Annotated in this window: 27 protein-coding genes; all 27 read right to left on the minus strand. The window is 71.3% G+C overall.

What is annotated here, in order from left to right; genetic code table 11:
• Positions 1-219: 219 nt before the first annotated feature.
• On the minus strand, positions 220-867 hold the full coding sequence (locus CACI_RS20030) for a hypothetical protein (RefSeq protein WP_015792646.1): 648 nt from the start codon (positions 865-867) through the stop codon (positions 220-222).
• A 127-nt stretch (positions 868-994) separates the two neighbouring features.
• Entirely contained in the window at positions 995-1,288 is a 294-nt protein-coding gene (locus CACI_RS20035; protein WP_015792647.1) for a hypothetical protein, read from the minus strand.
• Between the two features lie 31 nt (positions 1,289-1,319).
• Positions 1,320-1,718, minus strand: a complete 399-nt coding sequence (locus CACI_RS20040; protein ID WP_015792648.1) for a hypothetical protein — start codon at positions 1,716-1,718, stop codon at positions 1,320-1,322.
• A gap of 266 nt (positions 1,719-1,984) precedes the next feature.
• Positions 1,985-2,503 carry a hypothetical protein gene (locus CACI_RS20045; RefSeq protein ID WP_015792649.1) on the minus strand — a complete coding sequence of 173 codons (519 nt, stop codon included), beginning with the start codon at positions 2,501-2,503 and terminating at the stop codon, positions 1,985-1,987.
• Between the two features lies 1 nt (position 2,504).
• A complete protein-coding gene (locus tag CACI_RS20050) occupies positions 2,505-3,434 on the minus strand; it encodes a hypothetical protein (RefSeq protein ID WP_015792650.1) in 930 nt (309 codons plus the stop codon).
• Between the two features lie 94 nt (positions 3,435-3,528).
• Positions 3,529-4,068 (minus strand): hypothetical protein, encoded by a 540-nt coding sequence (locus CACI_RS20055; RefSeq protein ID WP_015792651.1) that lies wholly within the window; start codon positions 4,066-4,068, stop codon positions 3,529-3,531.
• Positions 4,069-4,137: 69 nt separating this feature from the next.
• Complete coding sequence (locus CACI_RS20060) at positions 4,138-5,454, minus strand: DNA cytosine methyltransferase (RefSeq protein ID WP_015792652.1); 1,317 nt, start codon at positions 5,452-5,454, stop codon at positions 4,138-4,140.
• Positions 5,451-5,720 carry a hypothetical protein gene (locus CACI_RS49185; protein ID WP_041540362.1) on the minus strand — a complete coding sequence of 90 codons (270 nt, stop codon included), beginning with the start codon at positions 5,718-5,720 and terminating at the stop codon, positions 5,451-5,453. Before CACI_RS49185 ends, CACI_RS20060 begins: the two co-directional genes overlap by 4 nt.
• A 78-nt stretch (positions 5,721-5,798) precedes the next feature.
• Positions 5,799-6,542 carry a hypothetical protein gene (locus CACI_RS20070; protein WP_015792654.1) on the minus strand — a complete coding sequence of 248 codons (744 nt, stop codon included), beginning with the start codon at positions 6,540-6,542 and terminating at the stop codon, positions 5,799-5,801.
• Positions 6,539-6,781 carry a hypothetical protein gene (locus CACI_RS20075; protein ID WP_015792655.1) on the minus strand — a complete coding sequence of 81 codons (243 nt, stop codon included), beginning with the start codon at positions 6,779-6,781 and terminating at the stop codon, positions 6,539-6,541. Before CACI_RS20075 ends, CACI_RS20070 begins: the two co-directional genes overlap by 4 nt.
• A gap of 148 nt (positions 6,782-6,929) precedes the next feature.
• On the minus strand, positions 6,930-7,322 hold the full coding sequence (locus CACI_RS20080) for a hypothetical protein (RefSeq protein ID WP_015792656.1): 393 nt from the start codon (positions 7,320-7,322) through the stop codon (positions 6,930-6,932).
• 12 nt (positions 7,323-7,334) lie between these two features.
• Positions 7,335-7,772 (minus strand): hypothetical protein, encoded by a 438-nt coding sequence (locus CACI_RS20085; RefSeq protein WP_015792657.1) that lies wholly within the window; start codon positions 7,770-7,772, stop codon positions 7,335-7,337.
• A gap of 82 nt (positions 7,773-7,854) precedes the next feature.
• Positions 7,855-8,430, minus strand: coding sequence for a hypothetical protein (locus tag CACI_RS51305; RefSeq protein ID WP_015792658.1), 576 nt, complete (start codon positions 8,428-8,430; stop codon positions 7,855-7,857).
• Positions 8,431-8,458: 28 nt separating this feature from the next.
• On the minus strand, positions 8,459-9,034 hold the full coding sequence (locus CACI_RS20095; RefSeq protein ID WP_015792659.1) for a hypothetical protein: 576 nt from the start codon (positions 9,032-9,034) through the stop codon (positions 8,459-8,461).
• A gap of 33 nt (positions 9,035-9,067) precedes the next feature.
• Positions 9,068-9,451: a hypothetical protein gene (locus CACI_RS20100; protein ID WP_015792660.1), complete on the minus strand. Its 384-nt coding sequence runs from the start codon at positions 9,449-9,451 to the stop codon at positions 9,068-9,070.
• Between the two features lie 224 nt (positions 9,452-9,675).
• Entirely contained in the window at positions 9,676-9,819 is a 144-nt protein-coding gene (locus CACI_RS51310) for a hypothetical protein (RefSeq protein WP_015792661.1), read from the minus strand.
• A 3-nt stretch (positions 9,820-9,822) separates the two neighbouring features.
• Complete coding sequence (locus CACI_RS20105) at positions 9,823-10,365, minus strand: hypothetical protein (protein WP_015792662.1); 543 nt, start codon at positions 10,363-10,365, stop codon at positions 9,823-9,825.
• A gap of 34 nt (positions 10,366-10,399) precedes the next feature.
• Positions 10,400-10,846, minus strand: coding sequence for a hypothetical protein (locus CACI_RS51315; RefSeq protein ID WP_015792663.1), 447 nt, complete (start codon positions 10,844-10,846; stop codon positions 10,400-10,402).
• A 251-nt stretch (positions 10,847-11,097) separates the two neighbouring features.
• Positions 11,098-11,370 carry a hypothetical protein gene (locus tag CACI_RS20115; protein ID WP_015792664.1) on the minus strand — a complete coding sequence of 91 codons (273 nt, stop codon included), beginning with the start codon at positions 11,368-11,370 and terminating at the stop codon, positions 11,098-11,100.
• A gap of 32 nt (positions 11,371-11,402) precedes the next feature.
• Positions 11,403-11,975, minus strand: coding sequence for a hypothetical protein (locus tag CACI_RS20120; RefSeq protein ID WP_015792665.1), 573 nt, complete (start codon positions 11,973-11,975; stop codon positions 11,403-11,405).
• 2 nt (positions 11,976-11,977) lie between these two features.
• Entirely contained in the window at positions 11,978-12,541 is a 564-nt protein-coding gene (locus tag CACI_RS52565) for a DUF317 domain-containing protein (RefSeq protein ID WP_083795789.1), read from the minus strand.
• A gap of 70 nt (positions 12,542-12,611) precedes the next feature.
• Positions 12,612-13,154 (minus strand): hypothetical protein, encoded by a 543-nt coding sequence (locus CACI_RS20130; RefSeq protein WP_015792667.1) that lies wholly within the window; start codon positions 13,152-13,154, stop codon positions 12,612-12,614.
• Between the two features lie 51 nt (positions 13,155-13,205).
• A complete protein-coding gene (locus CACI_RS20135) occupies positions 13,206-15,041 on the minus strand; it encodes a VWA domain-containing protein (protein ID WP_015792668.1) in 1,836 nt (611 codons plus the stop codon).
• Positions 15,042-15,079: 38 nt separating this feature from the next.
• Positions 15,080-16,384, minus strand: a complete 1,305-nt coding sequence (locus CACI_RS20140) for an AAA family ATPase (RefSeq protein WP_015792669.1) — start codon at positions 16,382-16,384, stop codon at positions 15,080-15,082.
• Positions 16,385-16,513: 129 nt separating this feature from the next.
• Positions 16,514-16,939 carry a hypothetical protein gene (locus CACI_RS20145; RefSeq protein WP_015792670.1) on the minus strand — a complete coding sequence of 142 codons (426 nt, stop codon included), beginning with the start codon at positions 16,937-16,939 and terminating at the stop codon, positions 16,514-16,516.
• Positions 16,940-18,162: 1,223 nt separating this feature from the next.
• Entirely contained in the window at positions 18,163-19,089 is a 927-nt protein-coding gene (locus tag CACI_RS20150) for a C40 family peptidase (protein ID WP_015792671.1), read from the minus strand.
• Positions 19,082-20,113: a replication-relaxation family protein gene (locus CACI_RS20155; RefSeq protein WP_015792672.1), complete on the minus strand. Its 1,032-nt coding sequence runs from the start codon at positions 20,111-20,113 to the stop codon at positions 19,082-19,084. The genes CACI_RS20150 and CACI_RS20155 overlap by 8 nt, the downstream gene beginning before the upstream one ends.
• Positions 20,114-20,150: the final 37 nt, after the last annotated feature.

The raw sequence follows: 20,150 nt of genomic DNA on the forward strand, positions 1-20,150 counted from the left end.
TCGGATGAAGCGTAGTCGCTCGACGACTCTGCGTTTGTCGCATGACACCGATGTCACCGGCCCCGAGGCAGCAGTCGGCAGTGTCCGACAACGCGAGACAGCGCCACGAGCATTCACACCGCTCGACGGCATGATCGGCATCGCCAATTGGCGATCTTCATCACCGCCAACTAAGGGTCTTCGTCACACTGAGCCCCCGGGAGCGCGTGCCGTGCGCCTTCAGGTCAGCGTCGTCGTCGCGCCCGGCGGCGGCAGTGGTGTGATCCGCTGCCGAAGCAGCTCCAGGCGCTCAGCAGCGTCGCGGCACCGCAGCCCGAACACCAGGCGGTGCTCGTCGCGGGCGTTGCGCCGGTCGTCGAAGCCAATGCCTTCCGGGAGGACGCGGCCGAAGGCCCGCGCCAGCGCCGGATACGGGTCCTGGCCGTGCCGGAAGTGCGGCAGCGGATGCACGACGAGGTGCCGCCACCCGTCGCGGTGACCGTCGTCGCCGGGATCGTGCCGGACTTGCGCGACCGTCCCGCCGAGGACGTCGGCGAGGTCCGGGATCGGCGGCCAGTGCCGATCAGCCCAGGACCCCTGCCGCACGCGCCCGATGCGGGCCCATCCGGGTATCGCGTCGAGCTGTGCGCCAGCGTCGACGAGCAGCCCGATCTGGGCCGTCACCTCCGGCCAGTCGGCGCGGTGCGGATCGTGGGAACCAAGAAGGAGTCCCGCCCACTGCGCGAGCAGGTCCGCGCGGTCGCCGGTCAGGGCCCGCACCGAGGCCACAGCCGCGTCGTGCGGCCAGCGGCGGTGCAGCACAAGGGACATGTGCCCGGACAGGCGCGCGATGGTGAGCCCGTCGTGGTCGCCGCTGAACCCGCCCATGCTTCGATCGTACAAACTTTCGATCGCGCGGAGCGTACCGGGGCCTATCGTGCCGGGAAGTCCTCAAGCTGCTCCGGCCGATCCGCCTCGCCGCGGACGGGGCCGGGCGCGGCGGTAGAGGGTGCTCTCATCCCTCGGGGAAGTAGGTCTTCACCAGGGAGAGGTATCGCTTGGCGAAGCCTTCGGCATCGGTGAGGCCGTCGGTCTGCTCGGCTATCGAGTACATGATCACGTAGCTGAGGGCGTCGGCGCCGGGGCTGGCGTCGCCGTACCTCCTCGCGAGCGTCCTTGCCACGGCGATGTTCCCCGCGCGCTGCCCGTCGGACAGCGGGTTGGGCTCTCCGTGCTCGGCGCGCAGCCGGATCACGGCGTCCAGGAACTCGGACTCGGATTCCCGTACGGCGTCGTCCGCGGCGGTCATCCTGACTCCCGGAGAGGGGGCTCGTCGCCGATCAGGCCGCTGCCGGCTCGGTGCCCGCTGCCTTGGTCGCAGCTGGCCTCTTCGCCACCTTCGCGGGCGCGACGGGGGAAGGGGCGGACGCTGCAGCCTTCACGGCGCTCTTCACGTCGCGCGGCTCGCGTTCGGTCATCGCGGCGGCCCGCTGCTCACTCACGCCCTCCGCGATGATGGCCGCCAGGCGCCGACCGCTGTCGGCGTGCAACTCCTGGATCTTCGTCGTCAGCTGGGCGATCTCGGCGTCGTTCGCGGCGATCTCGGCCACGCTGTCCAGCACTCGCTTGCGGCGCTCGGTCTCGATACGGCGGCGCTCGGCGTCATCGGCGTCGTACAGCGAGGCGGCTTTGTCGCGCGCTCGTTTGCGCGCTGACGCGGGAGTGGTGCCAACGGCCATAGTCAACACGCTAACCCGAAAGATCCATTTCCTACGATTAATGCCGTCCGGACGGGTTCTCGGCCTCGCCGGTTTCGGGGGCCGCGTCGAGGCGGCAGCGAGCGGCGATGGCGTCCTGCGCTGCGGTTCAGGCCCGGAGGCCGAACGGGTGACGGCCTCGCCCCGTCGGAGGCTGGCGAGTTCCTGCTGCGCGGCTCCACGCGCCGGAGAAGCGCGTCGGCCGACGGCCACCGACCACGAGGGCGGTGGCCGTCGGTCGGAGCCGCTCAGCGGCGGCGCTTCGGCTGCGCGGGGCCGGGCAGCAGGCTGGCGAGGAAGGCGGCGTAGTCGTCTTCGCGTTCGGCGTCGGGATTGAGGTCGAATGGCACCAGCTGAGTTCCGAAGACGGTGCGCAGGATCAGCGTGGCGCGCATGACGTGCAGCGAGCTGCCGTCGTGGGCGCGGCCGACGCCGAACGTGCTGATGACCTCGCGCCGATCCGGCTGCTGGGAGGGCCGGGGGATGTCGTCGATCGGGAGCTTTTTGGCGGCCTCGACCGGGATGGTCACCGATCCCATCCAGGACTCGCCGGCGAGCAGGATCGCCGAGGGGCGGTCGGTGCGGGCGATCTGTGCGGTCTGCTCGCGGTCGATGACGCCCTGCGGCATCTCCACCAGGCGTGCGGTCCCGGCGTCCGGGATGAACCACAGGGCCGGGACGACTCGGCCGTTGGCGGTGAAGTGCTGCTCGGCGATCCCGTGGAACCCGGTGGCGATCCCTTCGAGCTGTTCGGCGGTGATCGGCATGTCAGCCACCTTCCCCGATGCGGTCTCCGCCGGGCGGGAGGCCGGGGTCGGGCGGCGAGGTGTCGCCCGGCGCCTGGTAGCGCTGGGCGTGTGGGTCCCAGACCGCCTCGGCGATCAGTCGGTTGAGGTCTTCGGTCGCGCCGGGTGTTCCGGGGGCCGCCGGAGTCCAGCCGTCGGGGCCGGGCACGGCGAACCAGCCGAAGTCGCGGCACTCGGCGATGCCGGGGTGCAGCCCGGTCCACACGGTGCGGCAGTCCAGTCGCGGGTCGGTGCGGCAGCCGCGCGTCACGGTGCAGCGCGCGTCGCGCTGACGTCCGGTCGCTGCGCACCAGCCGATGTCGCACGCGTCGGTGTGCAGGTGGCCTCGGCACACGCCGCAGCTGGGGCAGTGGTGCTGCTCGCCGGGTGCGGCGGCGTTTCCGGTTGGGGCGTTCGCAGGCGTATTGCCGGCGGCGAGCGCCACAGCCAGCAGGGCGGCCAGTCCGTCGTCGCGGATGCCGGTCTTCAGGTCGACCGCCTCGTGCAGGCCGTTCCCGGTGCGGTCGATGCGGGTGCGGCGCAGCAGTTTGATCGGGCCGTCGTCGCCGAGCCCGGCGGCGGTGGTGAAGATGGCTTCGGTGGCGTTCGGGTCGTTCGCGGGCAGCGGCATGTCGTCGAACGCCATGTCGACCAGGATCGTGCCGGGGATACCGGGCTCGGATTCCCAGACCTCGCCGGTCACCGCGATCCCGGCGGCTCCGCTGTCGCGCACGATCGCCGCGAGAACCTCGGCGGCCGGGAGCCCTTCGGGGAAATAGTAGAAGTGGGCGGGTCCTTCCGGCGGCACGAACAGCGCGGCCATGGTGGCGATGCCGTCGGTGCGATGGGCCTGTTCGGCGGCGTCGTGCAGGGCGCAGGTCGCCTGGTGGAGCCGTTCGCGGCTGATGGTCATCGTGAGGTCCGTCCTGATCTGGTGCGGGTGGATGGCGGCGGCGCGGGCTTGAGCGGGGCTGGTTCGAGGTCCGCGGCCCGGTGGCGGTCGAGCGTCACGACCCCGCCTCCGGCGTGCGCTTCGGAAGCAGGCCGGTCAGCCAGGTGATCAGCCCTGCGAAGTCGTCAGGGTCGGCGGGCGCGCCCTCGCGCGCCGACAGCAGCACGTCGGGGCCGTCAAGGCTGGTGAGGATGGTGCTGCGCAGCGCCTTGGTCAGGTCGCGTCCGGGCCAGATGGCGAGCGTCACCACCGCCCGACCGAAGTCGCCGACCAGCCGTGCGGCGGGCGTCGCCTGGTCCGGCTGTGGTCCTGCGTCCGGTTCCCTGGGCGTCAGGTCGACCTCGACCTCGGCGACGCGCGCGATCGCGGTGAGGACCACGGCGACCGCGCCGACCCGCTCGGCGTGCGCGCGGACCGCCTCTCCGGCGGCGTCCTGGCCGATGCCCTGCTCGAAGTCGACCAGATGGGGAACGCCGTCGGCGGCGAACAGCACCACCTTGATCGGGGTGGTCCCGTGGCGGCGCCAGTGCTCCTCCGCGGTTTGGTGTACTTCCAGGCTGCTCATCGCCAGGAACCCCGGTGTCAGCAGTGTCATGACAAACTCCTTACATTGTGGGTATGGCTCGGCCAAGCCGATCCCGGCCGAGTCAAGGGCGTGGAAAGGTCAGAGAAGGACGTCGGCGAGGCGCTCGCCGATCCACCGGGCCACGTTCACCGGGACCGCGTTCCCGGCCTGAAGCCGCACGTCGGCAGCAGTGCCGCACAGGATGTACTCGTCGGGGAATCTCTGGGTTCTGGCCTGCTCGCGCGAGGTGATCATGCGGTAGGTCAGATCGTGGATGCTCAGCGGCGCGCCGGGTTCCCAGTCTTCGGGGGCCGCCACGATCGCGTGGTGGTAGCCCTGGGCGGAGACCGTGGTCAGCGGCTCCCACCCGGATGCGGCGTCGCAGTGGTTGCGGTACTCCATCACCGCCAGGCGGCGTCCGCCGTCCGGGCGCAGGCAGCGCGCGCCGTGGCGGCGGGTGGCATCCGTGGTGAGGTAGCGCAGCGCCGCCTCCAGCCGTAGCGTCGTGGAGGGCTTGCGCGGACCGGACTTGGCCGCGAGGGGCTCGCCGAGGTCGTCCAGGTCGAAGGCCTCGGCCGCCGGCCTGACGTGCGGGCGCACGATGCTCCCGCACAGCGAGGGGCACACGTAGTCATAGGAGTGGCCGTGACGCCCGACCGGATACGGGCGGCGGGAGGCGGCGCGGCGCCAGCGCTGCTCGCCGCGCACCGTCCTGCGGCAGGTCGGGCACCAGGAGGCCGGGCGCGGCGACAGGTCCGGAATCGGCACGTCGAGCCTGGTGAACACAGCGTAGATACGGTCCCGCAGCTGGTTGGCGGCCGGGTTGTGCTCGTCGCCGACGTGCGCCGCGGACACCGACACCAGCTGGAACCGGTAGCCGAGCAGGCACATGCCCATCACCCACCAGCCGAACAGCTCCCAGCGGGTGACGAAGTCGATGACGTTCTCCACCACGATCGCGCGATACCGGTGGTACTCGGCCGCCCGCATCACGTCCAGCGCGGTGGCGCGGGTGCGGCGGAACTTGCGGTTCCCCAGCGGCCTGCCGTACCGGTCCACGCCCATCGGGCCGCCGTAACGGGAACGCCGCCCGGCCGGGCTAACCTCGGTGCAGATCACCGACGCCCACAGCACATCCGAGGACGGTAGGTCGGACATGGCCAGGTGGGCGATGTCGGCCAGCTCGTGCTCGGTTCCCAGCCCCGCCCAGTTCGCGATCAGCGACTCGATACAGACGGCCTCGTGGTTTCCGCCGTACAGCGGCAGGAACCCGGCCTCCCACAGCCCCAACGTGTCGCCTCCGCCGCCAGCCAGCAGATGCGTGCTGGTCAGCCCGGTCTGCGGTCGCACCTGGCGGTAGGCGGGCGGCAGCCACAGCTCCTCGTCCGGCGGCGCCTCGAGAACGGCGGCGCTCACGGCGCGGACCCGGTTTCCGGGGCCGCCTCGGGGGCCGTCTCCGCGCCGAGCGCCGCTTTCAGCAGGGCGATCCAGTCCGGCAGGCTTTCAAGGACCGGCCAGGCGTGGTCGTCTTTGGCGCGCTCGTACTCGCCTTGCCGGCGCTCGTCGACGTCGCCGTCCGCGGTCAGGTACTCGGCCAGCTCTTTGTGCCAGGCAGTGTCGTAGTGCTCCATCGCGCGGACGACGCTGGCGACGGCGGCGCGGTCGAATCGGGGTTCGGTCATGGTTCTGGCTTTCGGGTCTGCGCGGCGCGGCATGGCGCGCCGCCGTGCGATCGGGGTCGGTGTGTCGGCGGCGCGCGGTCAGTCGCCCCGGCGCGGGGCCGGGATGCGCGCGGCGCGGCCTCGGCCGGGCGGCTGGTCGCGGCGCCATCGCCCGAGGCCCGCGACGCGGTCCGGGTCGGTGTGGGCGCTGATCCCGCGCAGCGTGGCCAGCAGGCCCTTGGCCAGGGTCAGGCGCAGCCGATCCGGGTCGTAGCCGACCGCGCCGTGCAGCGGCACGTCGGTATCCTGGTCGTCGACGTGGCGGGTGTGCGGGTCGGCGAGGTAGCCCCGGACCCCGGATATCGACCACTTGCGGACCGCCAGGAATACGAAGCCGTGATGCCGCAGGTTGGGGCACTGCGCCATGGCCAGCGGGATGCAGGTCCGGCAGACCGGAGGATCAGAGGTCTCATACTCGGTTCCGGGGCCGTGGTCGGCGAGGTGCTCCTCCCAGATCATCTCCGGGGCCATCCAGACCTCGCCGATGCCGCCGCACACGCCGCAGCCCGCGCGCTCCATCACCTCCTTCTGGCGGGGGATGCTCATCCCGAGGAACAGCGGCTCGCCGATCCCGGGGGTGTTGGGCATCCGCCCCCACAGCACCCCGTGCGGCCGGACCTCGGCGCCGGGGGTCTCGTCGCGGTAGGCCAGGTACGGCTTTCCGCCGCCGGGCGGCTCGCGCAGCGCCAGGTCCGGGTTCCCGGTCAGCGTCACCGCCTCTGAGCTCCACTGCGTGGTGTACGGGACGGTAAGACCCCGGTAGGTCAGCGGCGCGGCGCTCAAGACTGGGCCTGCACTCGCGCGGTGCCCGCGTAGTCGAAGAACACGACGACCTCGTCGTCGCCGACGCCGACCGTCAGGTGGACGTCCATCTCGCTGGCCTGGTCGGGCAGGCTGTGGAACCGCTTGAAGTCGGCTTCGGCGGCGTAGAGCATCTTGTACAGCTCGACGTACGACGTCGGGGTGCCGAGGGTGAACCGTCGGCGGGTGGTGGTGGTCTCGCTTTGGCTGAACTCGGCCATCGCGCGTCTCCTCGTGGGTTCGGGGTGTGTCGGGCATGGGGGCATCGCCGCTTGTCCTGCGGGATGGTTTTCGGGAAGGCGCCGCGCGGGCGGGGCGGTAGGCGCGGCCGTGGCGGCGGCGCGAGTCGTGCTTGTCGTGCGGGGTGGGTCAGCGGGCGGGTTCGCCGGTATCGGTGCGGCCTGTGGCCCACAGCCGGGCGAGGGGCTCGAGGTGGTCCAGGGCGTCGCGGTGGCGGTGGGCGAGGATCGCAAGCTGGTCGCCGCGTCCGGTCAGCACCTGCTCGGCGCAGCGGCCGTCGGCCAGCTGGGTGGCGGCGGCTTCCAGATCGGTCTGGGTGTGCCGGATGGTGCGGGTGAGCTGGAGGTCGCGCTCGGCCAGCCGTAGTGCCGCCAGGTGCAGCAGGCGGGACAGCAGGTCGGTCTCGGGGGCCTCGGCGTCGTCGCGCAGCCGGGCCAGCGCGGCGGGCGTCTTGAGGTGGCGGATCAGGATGCGGTCGACGGTCGGGTGGTAGACCGAGGCCGGGGCGGGCGTGGTGGGCATGTCGTTGCTCCGTCAGGCGTCGGTGTCGCGGGATTCGGCGGCGGTCAGGTGGTGCTTGATCCGGCAGATGACCTCCCAGGCGGCGTGGGCGCCGACGGTGCCGGGCAGGTAGAGGTCTTTCAGCGGGACCTGTCCGGTGTTCAGCGTCGGCTCATCGACCCGAGTGAGCTGGAATCCGGCGGTGAGCTGCCCGGGGGCGTCGCTGATGGTGGCGATGAGGTCCAGGTGGTAGCCGAATGCGCCCTTGGCTGCCGCCTGGCCGGCGATCCAGGCCACCGCCTCGGCGGCGTCGGTCTGGTCGAGGTCCCCGCGGAAGTCCGGCCAGCTCCCGCCCCGGGACTCGGCGGTGGTGAGGGCCGCAACGTAGACGGCCTTGTCTTTCGCTTCCTCGAAGGTCTCCTTCGACAGGTTCAGCAGCTGCTCGGCGGTCATGAGGTGATCGATGGTCATCGGGGCTCCCAAAGTTGCTGTGGTGGCGGTGGTGTTCGGTGCGGGTTCGTTGTCTGTGATCGAGCTGACCGGTCGCGGTCGCTCAGTGTGCGGCGTGGTGCGCGGCGGCGGCGATCACCTCGCCCGGGGTGGCGGCGGTGGCGATCAGAGAGCACTCGGTGCCGCCGTGCGCGCCTTTGACCGTCCAGGTCGACAGCTCGTCGGTGGGCATCGGGAACCGGAAAGCGGCCCAGAAACCGGTCGGTTCGTCGTCGACGGCCGGGCCGATCCAGGACTCCAAGCCCGCGATCGAGACCGACAGCACGTGCTCGGGGGCCAGCGTCCATCCGGTCGCCGTCAGCGCGGCGGCGTGGTCTTGCTCTGCCGGAGCGGTCAGGGCGGCGCGGGCCATGGCCAGCGCGGTCGCCACGGGCACCGGTCCGCCGCCGACCTGCCACAGCGGGTCCTCGGTCTCCTGCGGAGCGCGCGGCGCATACAGGGTGATCATGTGGCGTCCGTCGCGTTCGCCGTGCGCGGACAGCATCAGCTGCGTGTCGGGGCTGTTCCAGATCCTCGCCTCGGGGTCGAAGACCTGGGCGGGGTGGTCGGTGCTGCTGATGGTCCAGCCGTATTCGGCAAGCGCGCGGCCGAGAGGGTCGGCGGGGTGTTCGGGATGCATGGCAGTGGCCTGTCTTTCGTGGAGGTGGTTAGGTCAGGGCCAGGGCGGCGATGACGGCGGCGGGCGTGCTGTCGTTGCCGGTCCAGGTCTGGTTCTCGGTGAAGTCCGGGGCGCAGGCGAGGATCCATCCGCGGGCGGGCGGGTGTTCCAGGCTGCTGCGCAGGCGGCGGGTGCCGTCGGGGCTGTACCAGGTGAGCTCGTCGCCGTAGGCGGTGTGGGCGTCCAGGCTGGTGGTCCATCCGGCTTCGTGGAGCAGCTGCTGCACGGGGCGGTTCTGCTCGCCGGCCTCGGGGTGCTGGCTGAAGGCGTGGGCGGCGTCGATGGCGGCCAGCGCAGCGGCGATGCTTCCTGCGGCGGTCAGGTCCGCCCGCCAGCCCGTCCCGCACAGGTCGGCGATCACCGGGCCGGGCCAGGCGCGGATCGCGACGCGCAGATCGTCCTCGGGATGGGAGAACTTAGCCAGGCGCGGGCTCGGGCCGTCTTCGGGGGCCGGGCCCAGCAGCTCGCGGGTCACGACCGGGTCGGTGTTCCAGCCGCGTCCGGTCAGCGTGGCGGAAAGCTCGGTGAGGAACAGGTCGTCAGCGGTGCGGGAGGTGCCGGTCATCGGCGTGTTCTCCTTTTGCGGGGCGGTGGTCGGTCAGCGGGTGCGGGCGTAGGCGGTGACGGCGGCGAGCATGGCGGCGGTGTCGTCGCCCTCGGCCGTGCCGTCGGCGGCGTAGACGGTGACGGGTTCCTCGTCGCCCGGGTAGCCGTCCCAGCGACCGGGGTAGTGCAGGGCCCACCAGCGCGCTCGCGGGGCGTCGGACAGCGGCAGGCTGGCGTCGATGTCGCTGATCAGCACGGCCGAGCCGTCGCGCAGCACGATGCTGATGGCGGCGCAGCCCCCGGCCAGGTACTCGATGCCGGGCTCGAACCCGGCCTCGGCCAGGGCGTCGAGGATGTCGCGGCAGGCGGTCCGGGCGGCGTCGAAGGTGAAGGCATCGCGGCTGCTCGGTGCGGCGGGGGTGGCGGTCTTGGTCATGGCGGGTTCCCGTTTCTCGAGTGGTCAGCGGGTGAGGATGTAGGCCAGCGCCGCGCGCAGGGCCTTGTTGCCGCCCTTGTTGGGCTCCCACCAGTGGTGGGTGTGCGCGGCCCAGGCGTGGGCGGCGACCGTCGGGGCGACGGCGCCGGTCCAGCCGTCGGTCAGCAGCGCATACCAGGAGGCGAGTTCGTGGCGTTGTCCGTAGGCGTGCTCGTCGTCGGCGGTCAGCAGGACGCTGATTCGGCCCGGCCCCTCGTAGGTGAGCCGGAGCCGAACCAGGGCGGGATGTCGGTGCCGGTGTGGACGGTGTCGATCTGGAACCAGGCGCCCTGGTACGGGGCGAGGTCGGTGCTGCGCAGGGTTTCCATGGCTCAGTCCTCGTTCGCGCCGGGCGCGGCCGGGGTGATCGCGGCCAGGTAGTTACTGACGTTCCGGCGGATCAGGCGGGCGTCGTTGGCGGTCAGGTCGGCCGGGAGGTGCAGGCGCATCGAGCGCTTGCGAGGCAGCGGGATCTCCAGGTCCAAGCCGCCGTCGCAGGCCGGGGTCCAGCCGGGGGCAGCGCCCTGCTCGGCGCGGGCGTGCCAGCGTTCGGGCTCGGCCATGTAGCTGCAGAACAGATGCAGGGCTTTGCGGAACGATCCGGCGTACTGCCGCCGGGTGGCCCTCGAGACGGACTCGCTGTTCTCGGCGGCCTCGAAGACCGCGATCGCGTGATCCGGGTTGAGGACTGAGAGGTCCTCGGTGGCGTGCTCGGGCAGGGCCGACAGGATGCGGCTGGCGCCCAGGCGGTAGGCGGCGGCGCTGGACTGGGTCAGCAGGCCGGCGGCTCGGGCGAAGTCCAGGAAGTCGAGCAGGTCCGCGGTTCGGGCTCCGGAGCTTTCGGTGGCTGGGCCGGGCCGTGGCGTGGCGGTCATGGTCGCAGGTGTCCTTTCGGCGCGCGGCCGGGTGCTAGTCGGTGAGGGTGGCGATCAGGGCGGCCATGTGCCGCGCGTCGCTCAGATAGGTGTCGAGCATCACGGGGACGCGCAGATTGGGCCCGCTCTGGTAGCGCGCTGCGATGGTCTTGAGTTCGGCCAGGGCGGCGGCGTGAGCGTGCAGCCATTCGCGGCTGACGTGGCATTCGGTGCAGGTCAGCTCGTCGGCCTCGGCGAACACGTAGCGGATCGAGCGCGACGGGCCGTAGGCGTCGGTGTCCGGGCCCTTCAGCCACCAGGGCCGCTCGTAGGGCTCATAGGCGGTGTCGGTGCGCGGGTCGATCCGAGCGTGGGTCCAGTAGGAACGCTTGTCGCGGTGGCGGTTGTAGGTGCTGATCCGGTGCCCGAGGTGGTCGGTGAGGAAGTCCACGGTCGTAGCGAGCAGGCTGTCTTTGTTGGCGGCGGCCAGGGCGCTGGTCATGGTCGGTGCTCGGCTTTCGTCAGTGCGGTGGGTGCGGGTGCTGTCAGGCGGTGAGGGCGGCGGCGGCGATGGCGGCGGCCGGGGTGCGGCAGGTGGCGTCGACGTCCTCGAGGTGGCGGCTGGAGGGGTGGCCGGGGCGCGGTCGGTGGATCAGCCAGGTCGCGTCTTCGTGGTGGCACGGCGGCAGGTACTCGACCTCGCGGGTGCGGTCGGGACTGATCCAGGCGCGCTCCAGCAGGCTCTCGCCGTCCTCAGTGCGCAGTTCGCGGGCCAGGCGCCATCCGGCGGCGGTCAGCCTTCTGGCCGTCGGTGTCGCCGAGCGGGATAGGGAACAGGCGGCTGCTCATGCGGTGATCGAAGGCGCTGACCTCGACACTGAGGCCGCCTGTGGGATCGGTGAAGGCGGTGCGCGATCCGGTGCCGAGGATCCCGGCGTCCTCAGTTCTCTGGGCGGCCAGGGTCCATCCGGCCTCGGTCAACGCGGCGCGGACGATGGCGGCCTCGTCGGCGGGGGTGGTCGTCATGGTCAGTGCTCTGCTTTCGTCGGTGCGGCGGGTCAGTCGGACAGGGCGAGGGCGGTGATGGCGGCGGCGGGGGTGGAGGCGCTGGCGGTGATCCGGTGCTGCCTGCCGCCGTCGCCGGGGCGGGACAGGATCCAGCCGCCGTCGGCGCCGTTCCCGTCCGGGTCGGGGTCTGGCGTGGTGAAGGTCGCCCAGCGCGTGTCGTCGGGGCTGGCCCACTGGTACTCGGCGAAGCTCGGGCCGAGCACCTCGAAGCGCTGCAGGGTCCATCCGGCTGCCGTGAGCCGGTCGCCTACGGCCTGGCCGACAGCGGCATCCTCGGCGCCTTCGGCGGGGGCGGCGGCGATCACCACCTCGGCGCTCAGCCATCCGGCGATCACGTGCCAGGCAGCGCCTCCGCCGGGAAGGCGGGCGGTGGACAGCAGCGTCACCTCGATCCCGTCCTCGGGGTAGGCGTGGGCGCGGGCCTCGATCGCTCCGGCAGGGTCGGTGAGGTGTCGCAGGCCGGCGAGGTGGGCGGGGACTTCTCTGTTCGGTTGAGGCGTCCATCCGGCCTCGGTAAGGGCGTCGGCCCAGGCGGTGAGGGTCTGCTCGGTGTCGGTGCTCATGGTCAGTGCTCTTCGTTTCCGGTGTCGGTCGGGCGGGTGCTGGGCGCGGTCAGGGCGGTGATGAAGGCGGCGATCGCCTCGGAGGGGACGTGGCCGTCGAAGTAGGCGGCGAAGGAGTTCTCGGTACGTCGGTAGGGGTCGGGGTTGCGATAGGCAATCCGCCACAGCGGCGCGATGTGCGGGGCGTCGGCCTCCGGGCCGAACTCCACCGACAGCTCCCGGTCGGGGCTGACCCAGGTGGAGTTGTCGCCGGAGTCGTCCTCGTAGCAGGTCCATCCGGGCTGCTTGAACGGGGCGAATGCCGTCTGGTGTTCGCCGCTTCCCGCCCGGGGGCGGAGCCGCTTCCGGAGGCGGCGGTGATCGCCGCGAGGGCCGGTACAGCGGCTCGGCCACGCTTGGCTCGTGCAGTATTTCCTCGAGGTCGGCGTCCTCCGCATCGTCGACCAGGTGGATGGTGGCGATCCGGATCGCTGCCTCGCCGGTGTCGATCCGGTGATCGATGGTCGTGATCGGTCGCAGGGTGTTGAGGCGGCGGCGGGCCTGCTCCTCGGACGCAGCCTCGACATGGGCGGTGGCGTTGAGCTGGAACTCGAAGACGTACGTGGGCATGGAGGTTGCTCCTGGTGTGCGGGGTGTTCAGTCAGTCAGGGCGAGGGCGGCGATGACGGCGGCGGGCGTGTGCAGGCTGATCTGGGTTTCGGCGTGCTTTCCGTCGGGCCCGGGGCGGCCTACGAGCCAGTAGCCGGGTTCGAACTTGTTGCCGGGCAGGGGTGGGACACGGTGCGGGCGCGGTCCGGGCTGTCCCAGGCGCGCTCCAGTACGCGGTCTTGCTCGGTGATGTCCTCGCGTCGTGTCCAGCCGTGCGCGGGCAGCGTGTCCTCGACGCAGGGCGACCGGCAGGGGGACCTCGTGCAGTTCGGCCATCCAGCCGGGTCGTCGTCCGGGCCCGGTGGTGGACGCCGAGTCGGCGGACAGGCTGGCGATCATGTCGCCGTCGGGGTAGCGGGAGGCGTGGAGGTGCAGGCGTCCGTCGGGGCTGGCCAGCTCGTGGATCTGGCTTCGCCATTGCGGCTCGGTGCGGACCTCGCAGGTGTAGCTCCAGCCGGCGGCGAGCAGGCTGCTCGTCAAGGCTTCGGTGCGGTCGGTCGTCGCCTCGGTGGCGGTGTCAGTGGCGGTCATCGGGTTCTCCGTTCGAGGTCGGGGCGGGCGGGAGCCCGCCCCGTGGCGGGTTCAGCGGGTGGCGGACAGGGCCTTGGCGGCGGCTTTGCCGATCTCGGCTCCGGCCGAGGCGGGGTCGGCCAGGCTCAGCACGTGGCATCCGTTCAGCGGCGCGGGGGCGTAGCCGTCGGCCAGGGCGATCCAGAGCACCGCGCAGCCGGAGGCGATTAGGCGGTCGACGCGGGCCTGGGCTCCGGCGCGTTCCTCCCAGACGAAGTGGCCGTCGGAGACGATGACCAGCAGGCGGGCGGCTCCGGGGCGGGTGAGGCCCAGTCCGCCGTCTAGGGCGTCGATCGCGGTGCAGACCTTCTCGGCCATGTCTTCGGCGCGGAACTCGGTGACGGCGGTCGGGTTGGTGCCAGGGCGGGTGATCGGGGTGACGGCGTTGCCGAAGGCGACGGTGGCGGTCTTGCAGTCGGGGTTGGTCACGGCGATGGCGCGGGCGGTGATCCAGGCGGCGGAGGCGACGGGGGCGGCGGCGTCGTACATCGAGCCGGAGATGTCGACCGCGATTCCGACTCGCAGCGGCGGGGAGGGCTGGTGGCGGCGGCTGGTGTGGACCCAGGGGGTCGCCGTCGGTATCGCCCCGGCCGCCTTCTGCGCGTCGTGGGCCAGTGCGCCGCGCATGCTGAGGCGTCCCGGCGGGGTCGCTGAATGCGTGACGGTCTCGGTGCGCTCGCGGTAGGCGGCGGTTTTCAAGGCTCGGGCGAGTTGGGCGGCGGCGGCTACCTCGGCGGGGTACGGGGCGCGGGTGCCGGAGACCGGGGTCCTGGTGCGCCTGCGCCCTCCGGGTCCGGAGGCGGGCCCGAAGATCCGGCCGGAGACGCGCTCGGCGCTGGCGCTGGCGGCTGCCTCGCTGGCGCGTTCGGCGGCGGCGGCCGAGGCGAGGGCGATGATCTCGGCTTCGAGTTCGCCGTCGGCGGCGATGCGGGCGGACACTGCCGCCATCACCGCGCCGACCGCCTCGGCCAGCGGTCCGGGTATTCCGTCCGGTCCGGGCTCGCCGAGCCCGGGGGCGGGTGCGTCGGAGTCGACTCCGACCAGGTCGCACCATTCCCGCCCGAGGTCGATCATCGTTTCGGCGTCTTCGTCGTCGCACTCGCGGGCGGCGGTCCAGATGGCGCGCAGGTCTTCCAGCACCTCCTCGCCGAGGATCTCGGCGACGTGGGCCTCGAGGGTGGCGACGTCTTCGGGTTCGAGGATCCCGGCGTCGGCGCGGGCCAGGATCAGCCCGGCGGCACCCGCCGCCGCCCAAGACGTCGCCTCGCCCGGGGCGGGGTCGATGTTGGGCAGGATCAGGGTGGAGGCCGAGGCGCGCAGCCATTTCGCGTCACCGGGGCGGCGGGCGACCAGGGCCGCCTCGCAGCGCGACTCCTCCAGCATGATCGCTACCTGGGTCGCGGCCTGCTCCGCGCCGTGCGGCACGTCCCAGACGCTGTGCGCGGCGTGGCCTCCGGCCTCATGGCAGAACACACCCCAGGCGGCGGCGTACCGTTCGCGGTCGGCGGGGTCGGAGGCGTCGATGGTGGCGGGGTCGATCCCGGTGAACAGGCCGCTTTCCAGCTCGATCGCCGCCTCGCGGGTGGCGAACAGGCCCTTGGCTCCGGAGCGGGTCCTGGGCTGCACGCTGACGACCAGGTCGTCGCGTCCTGCGATCTCGGCGGCCTGCTCCGACAGCTGGGCGGACACCGCCAGCCAGGCCAGTTCAGTATCGGTCGGGTCCGGCGCGGTCGGGTGCTGCGGCCCTGTGCTCATCGCGCCGCCGTCGGTGTCCCAGGCGGCCATTTCCAGGTCGGAGTCGTCGGGTGTGGTCGGGGTGCGGTGCAGGTGGGCGGCGAGGCTGGACATGGCGCGTGGTTCCGTTCGGGGATCGGGAGGCGGGGCGGTTAGAGCTGCTTGCCGAGGGCCAGGGCGGTGACTTTGCGGCCGAGGACTCTGGCGATCACGTCGGCGACCAGGGCGCGGTCTTCTTCCGGGGCGACGCCCAGGAGGTTGGCGTAGGCGATGTCCGCGCCGAGCAGGGTGTAGACCTCTTGGAAGGCTTTGAGTTCGCGCAGTTGCGGTGCCCATCCGGCCAGGCCCTTGGTCTGCCGTTCGGCCAGGTTCTTCGCGATCTGCACGGCCTTGGGTTCGACTTTGAGGAACAGGGCGAGGTCGTAGTCGGAGCCGACCTGGATCTGTACGCCGAACCGGGAGGACAGGGCCTCGGTGAGTACGGCTCCTGCTACACCGGGGTTGTGTCCAGCGATTACGTAGAAGCCGGGGGCAGCGGTGATCGTCTCGCCTTTGTGCGCCTTGACAATGATCTGCTTGCGGCCGTCCATCGCGGGGTAGGCGGCTGCGAGGACCTTGGGTGATATGAGGGTGGCGTCGTCGATCAGCAGGGGGCGGCCTTCCTGCATCGCGATCACCAGGGGCCCGTAGACGAACTGGTAGGTGCCGTCCTCGGCCTGGGTGTACTCGCCGATGAAGTCGCCGACCGTGGTGTCTCCGTCCCCGGCGATGGTGATCAGGTCGTCGAAGGCGGCCTCGATCACGGAGGTCTTTCCGGTGCCCGGGGGTCCGTAGAGCAGGGCGGGTACCCCGGCCTCGCGCAGCGCGCGCAAGGCAGTCACGTCGGTGTGCTTGCCGAGGGCGCGCGGGTGGTACTGCTGGCCGTTGGGTCGGGTGATCGGTTCGGGCCTGCTCGGGGCGGCCTTGGCCGCCTTCGGCAGCGGAGGTGCGGTCGTGCCGCCGGGGGCTGGGGTCGCAGGTCCCGTCCCCCGGGCGATGGTGGCGGTTCCGGCGGCCTTTTCGGTTTCGGCGTTCGCCTGCCAGCGGCGGGGTGCCTTCCCGACCTGTACGGCCTGCTCGAGTTCGACCAGCTTGTTCAAGGCGTTGCCGATCGCGCCGCCGGAGTTGCCCAGGATCCTGGCCACGTCGCCGACCGACATCTCCGCGCCCGGGGTATCGGCCAGGACTCGGGCGACCTGCATTCTCAGGTAGCCGGGGCGGGTGTGGCCCGAGGCGGTCAGCGATTCGGGGTCCGTCTCCGAGTCAGAGTCCGGGTCCGCTTCCGGCGCGGAGGCGGCGGAGTCCTCCTCGGAGGCCGGCGGAGCGGAGTCCTCCTCCGAGGCTGGCGCGGCGGGGTGCTCCTCGAAGTCGGGGGCGGTGTCGGCTATGCCGGGCGGGGCGAGGGTCGGGGTGCTCATGGTGGCGCGGTTCTTTCTGGCTCGTTTTCGGGCAGGCTCCGCCCCCACCGGGGAAGGCGGCGAACGGTGAATCAGGGGTTTGGGTGGCGCGATGCGCGCGGCGGGGCGGATTCGCCCGGCGAGGGAGGTCTACAGGGCGGCGATGTAGGCCGCGACGGCGGCGGCCATCGGCGCGGGGTCGGGGTTGTCCCAGGCGTAGTACGGGGCGTCGATGAAGTCGTCGTCGGTGTTGTGATTGGCGACCCATCCGGTCGCCGATTCCTCGGGCCACCGCAGATCAGGGAGGAACTCGGGCGCGCCGATCCAGATGTGTGACCCGTCGGTGCCGGGCACGATTTCCAGGAGGTAGCCGCGACCGTCGGGGCTGACGACCCGGGCGCTGACGCCGTGAGCGTGTAGGGCGGTGATGGCGGCGGTGACGGCGGGGTGTTCGTCGTCCGGCGACATGTATTCGTAGGGTCCGCCCGGCCCGAACGGCGCGGTACACATGGGCCCGCACTTCTGTCCGGGTTCCGCGCCGCATTCGTCGCACGCCGGAATCACGGTTTCCGCCATCGCGCTAATCCTTTCATTCATGGCATTGCATTGTTCGGGTGATGTGCGTTGCTATTTCTTGCCTGATTTTGACAAGGCTTACGCCAGGTCAGAGTCTTTCTGGGGTTTCCCGGCGATGTTCCGGGGAACTTTCTTTCCGGCTTCCCGGGCTGATGATCTAACCCTATCCCGGCATTCGCTAAGAGCCGAGTCGGTGTTTCCGTCTTTCTTTTGTGCCGGTTCGCTATTCCCGCTTCGGGCTTCCCCCCGGGCACATCACTAATATAGCTCGACTTCCGGCCCTATGACCAGCGGAAATGCGGCTTGATAAGTGTCGTTGTTTTGCATTTTCTCGACGCTTTCCAAGACTCTTTAGCGATGTTCCCTCTGAAAGTATCGAGGTGCGCAGTTTCGGCCTACGAACGGCGCCGTTCGCGCCCCGCGCGCCTATTTTTCGCATGCCGTTCGGGGCGCGCGCCTACGGTTGCCCGGTTCGCGCGCCGCGCGTGGGGTGAACCGCCGCGCGGCGCGCCGCCCCGCCGCCCGTGCGCGGATTGGCCGTCGATGACCGGATCAGCCACTTTCATGGCTTGCGCCGGTTTCGAGCGCGCTCACGGTCGGTGACGAGGCGGCCTCGCGGCTGGCGAGGCGCGGACCTGGCCGCGCCGGCTTTGCGGGCAAGGCAGGCGTCGGCAAAGGTTGGGGCTTGAAGGGGTTGAAGAGGGGTTTTAGAGAAGGGGTTTACAAGTGGGACGAGGAGGGTGAGCAGGCCGCTGGGCGAGGAGATGAGAGTGAGGCGAGGACGCGGGGATGAGAGGGCGCCGGGCCGCCGTACAGAGATCGGGATTAGTTACTTCTACCGATCAGTCTGGTCGTCTCGCACGTGCGTTAATAGGATCTGACCTGCATCGAAGGCGGATTTGGGTGATCCATTCACAGCAGGATCACCGAACGGATCACTGATTGGATCACTGAATGGATCACCAACTGGACTGGGGAATCGGTCAGGAGTCTGATTCACTCGGTCTCGTCCCGCCTTCCCGGAGCCCCCAGTGCGGCGCTCTGACCAGTCCTCGATCGGTGGCGTCTGCCGTGGCGTCCGGCGGCGAATACCGCAGGGCCCTGGCGCCTGCCGCCCCGACTGCCGTAGCCTCGCTCTAGGCGAGGTCGCAGGCCGGCGACAGGCTGGGGAGGCCCGCGGAGGCCGTCGCCCCGCCCGGATGCGCACTGCGCAACCGGGGCGGTCAGGACCTGGCTGTCGGCCGGGTCGCGGCGAAGAAATCGGGCCACTGGTAATCCTCGATCCGCACCGCAGATCCGGTATTCGGCGCATTGATCATCTTACCATTTCCCACGTATATTCCAACGTGGTGCGCGAATTGCGGGTTCCCGAAGAATACCAGGTCGCCGGGTTCCAGCGGGGTTCCGGGAGGGAGTATTTTCCCGGTTTGGTATTGGTCGGTGGCGACACGCGGGAGTGATATTCCGGCGGCGGCGTAGGCTTGTTGGACGAGTCCGGAGCAGTCGAATCCCTGGCCATGTGCGGGCCCGTTGCCGCCCCATTCGTACGGGACTCCGAGTTGGGCCATCGCGTAGGCGAGGACTTTCTGCACGACCGCCGAGTCCGAGGCGGCAACGGGGGCTCCGGCGTCCCCGATCGTCGTGGAGTATTGGGCGGCGTAGCCGAGGACGTCTTTCACGTAGTCGTCGGAGTGGTTGTAGGCGTAGATCGCGCCGTGGATGTCGGTGCCGTTCTGCGCGCCGTTGGCGCACAGCATTCTCGCTGCGGCGTATACGGCGTCGATGGGGTCCCAGGGTGTCGGTGGGTCGGCGCCGCCGGGCGGGACGGGCTGGGCGTACTCGTCGAAGGTCGCGGGCAGGAACTGCATCGGCCCGACCGCGCCGGCGCTGGACACCTGGTCTTTGGCGCGGCCGAAGTCGGACTCGGCCTTGCCGATGCCGGCCAGCACCGTCCAGGACAGCCCCGGGCAGGTCGCGGCGGCCTGCATGTCCAGCACCAGGTACTGCGCGGGGATGTCGGCCCCGGCGGTGGCCGAGGGCGGGGAGTCCGAGCCGAGGCCGAACGCCGAGGCGACACCGGCGGCGGCTCCGGCTATCAGGATGAGGACCAGCAGCAGCGCCGCGCCGGCGGCGCCGGCGAGCTTAGCCACGGCTGTGCTCCTTGCCCGTCGCGTCCGGGGGCAGCGGGTTCGGCGGGTTGAACAGCCTTCCGGTGCGGGCGGCGTCGGCGTCGCGGTCGGCGGTCGCGTGCCCGGCGGCGCTGGCGTAGGCGGCGAGTTCGATCAAGTGCAGCCGTCGGGCGGTGCGGGCGGCCAGTTCCCACACCGGGCCTGCCGGGGTGGTGTCTTCGGTGGCGGCGGGGGTGGCGGTGGCCACCGGGACGGTCGGCGGGTCCAGGGCGAGCATGCGGTGCAGGGCGCGCTCGCGGTTCGGGGACTGCAGCCAGAACAGCACCGGGGTGTCGATACCGGTGACCGCCGCGAGGCGGGCGTAGCCGTCGAGCTTGCCGACGACCCGCTCGAGGTTCTCGCTGCCGGTGTCGTACTCGAGGAAGAACTCCGCGGTGCGCAGCTTCCCTCGCGGAGCCGGGGCCTTCCAGCGGCCGAAGGCGTCGGGCCGGGCCAGGTCTCCGTACAGGTGGAAGCAGGTCAGCTCCGACCACCAGGAGACCAGTTCGCCGTCGGCGTCCGGGCCGATGCGGGAGGCAGCGGCCAGGTGGGAGTAGACCTCGTTCACGCCGACGGTGTGGGCCAGCCGCGGTGAGTAGGCGACCCCGAGGCTGCGGGAGCGGTGGTAGCCGAGCTGCTTGATGGTGACGCCGGCCTCGGCGGCGAGCACCTGGGCGCCGTGGGCTCCGAGGACGTAGTGCTCCGGCGCGGAGCCGATCGCGCGCAGCGGACGGAACCGCTCGATGACGCGCAGCTCGTTGGCCAGGATCGCCAGGCGCCGGTTGGCGATGCGCGGCCCGTCGAAGGCGATCCTGGCGATCTGCGGCCCGGTCAGTACCTGGTGCTCGCGCAGGGCGTGCAGCAGCCACCGGTCCCGCGCGGTGAGCCGGGCGGCGAGTTCGGCCAGGGCGGCGCGGCGGGCGGCCGGGGCCGGGTCGCGAATGACGGCAGCGGGCAGGTAGTCCGGGTGCGCGGGCGGGGAGGGATTCGGGACGGCAGGGGTCAAGGACATCTCCTATAAGAGGTGCGATTCGATGCAGGGA

The organism is Catenulispora acidiphila DSM 44928 (genome assembly GCF_000024025.1).
GTDB lineage: Bacteria > Actinomycetota > Actinomycetes > Streptomycetales > Catenulisporaceae > Catenulispora > Catenulispora acidiphila.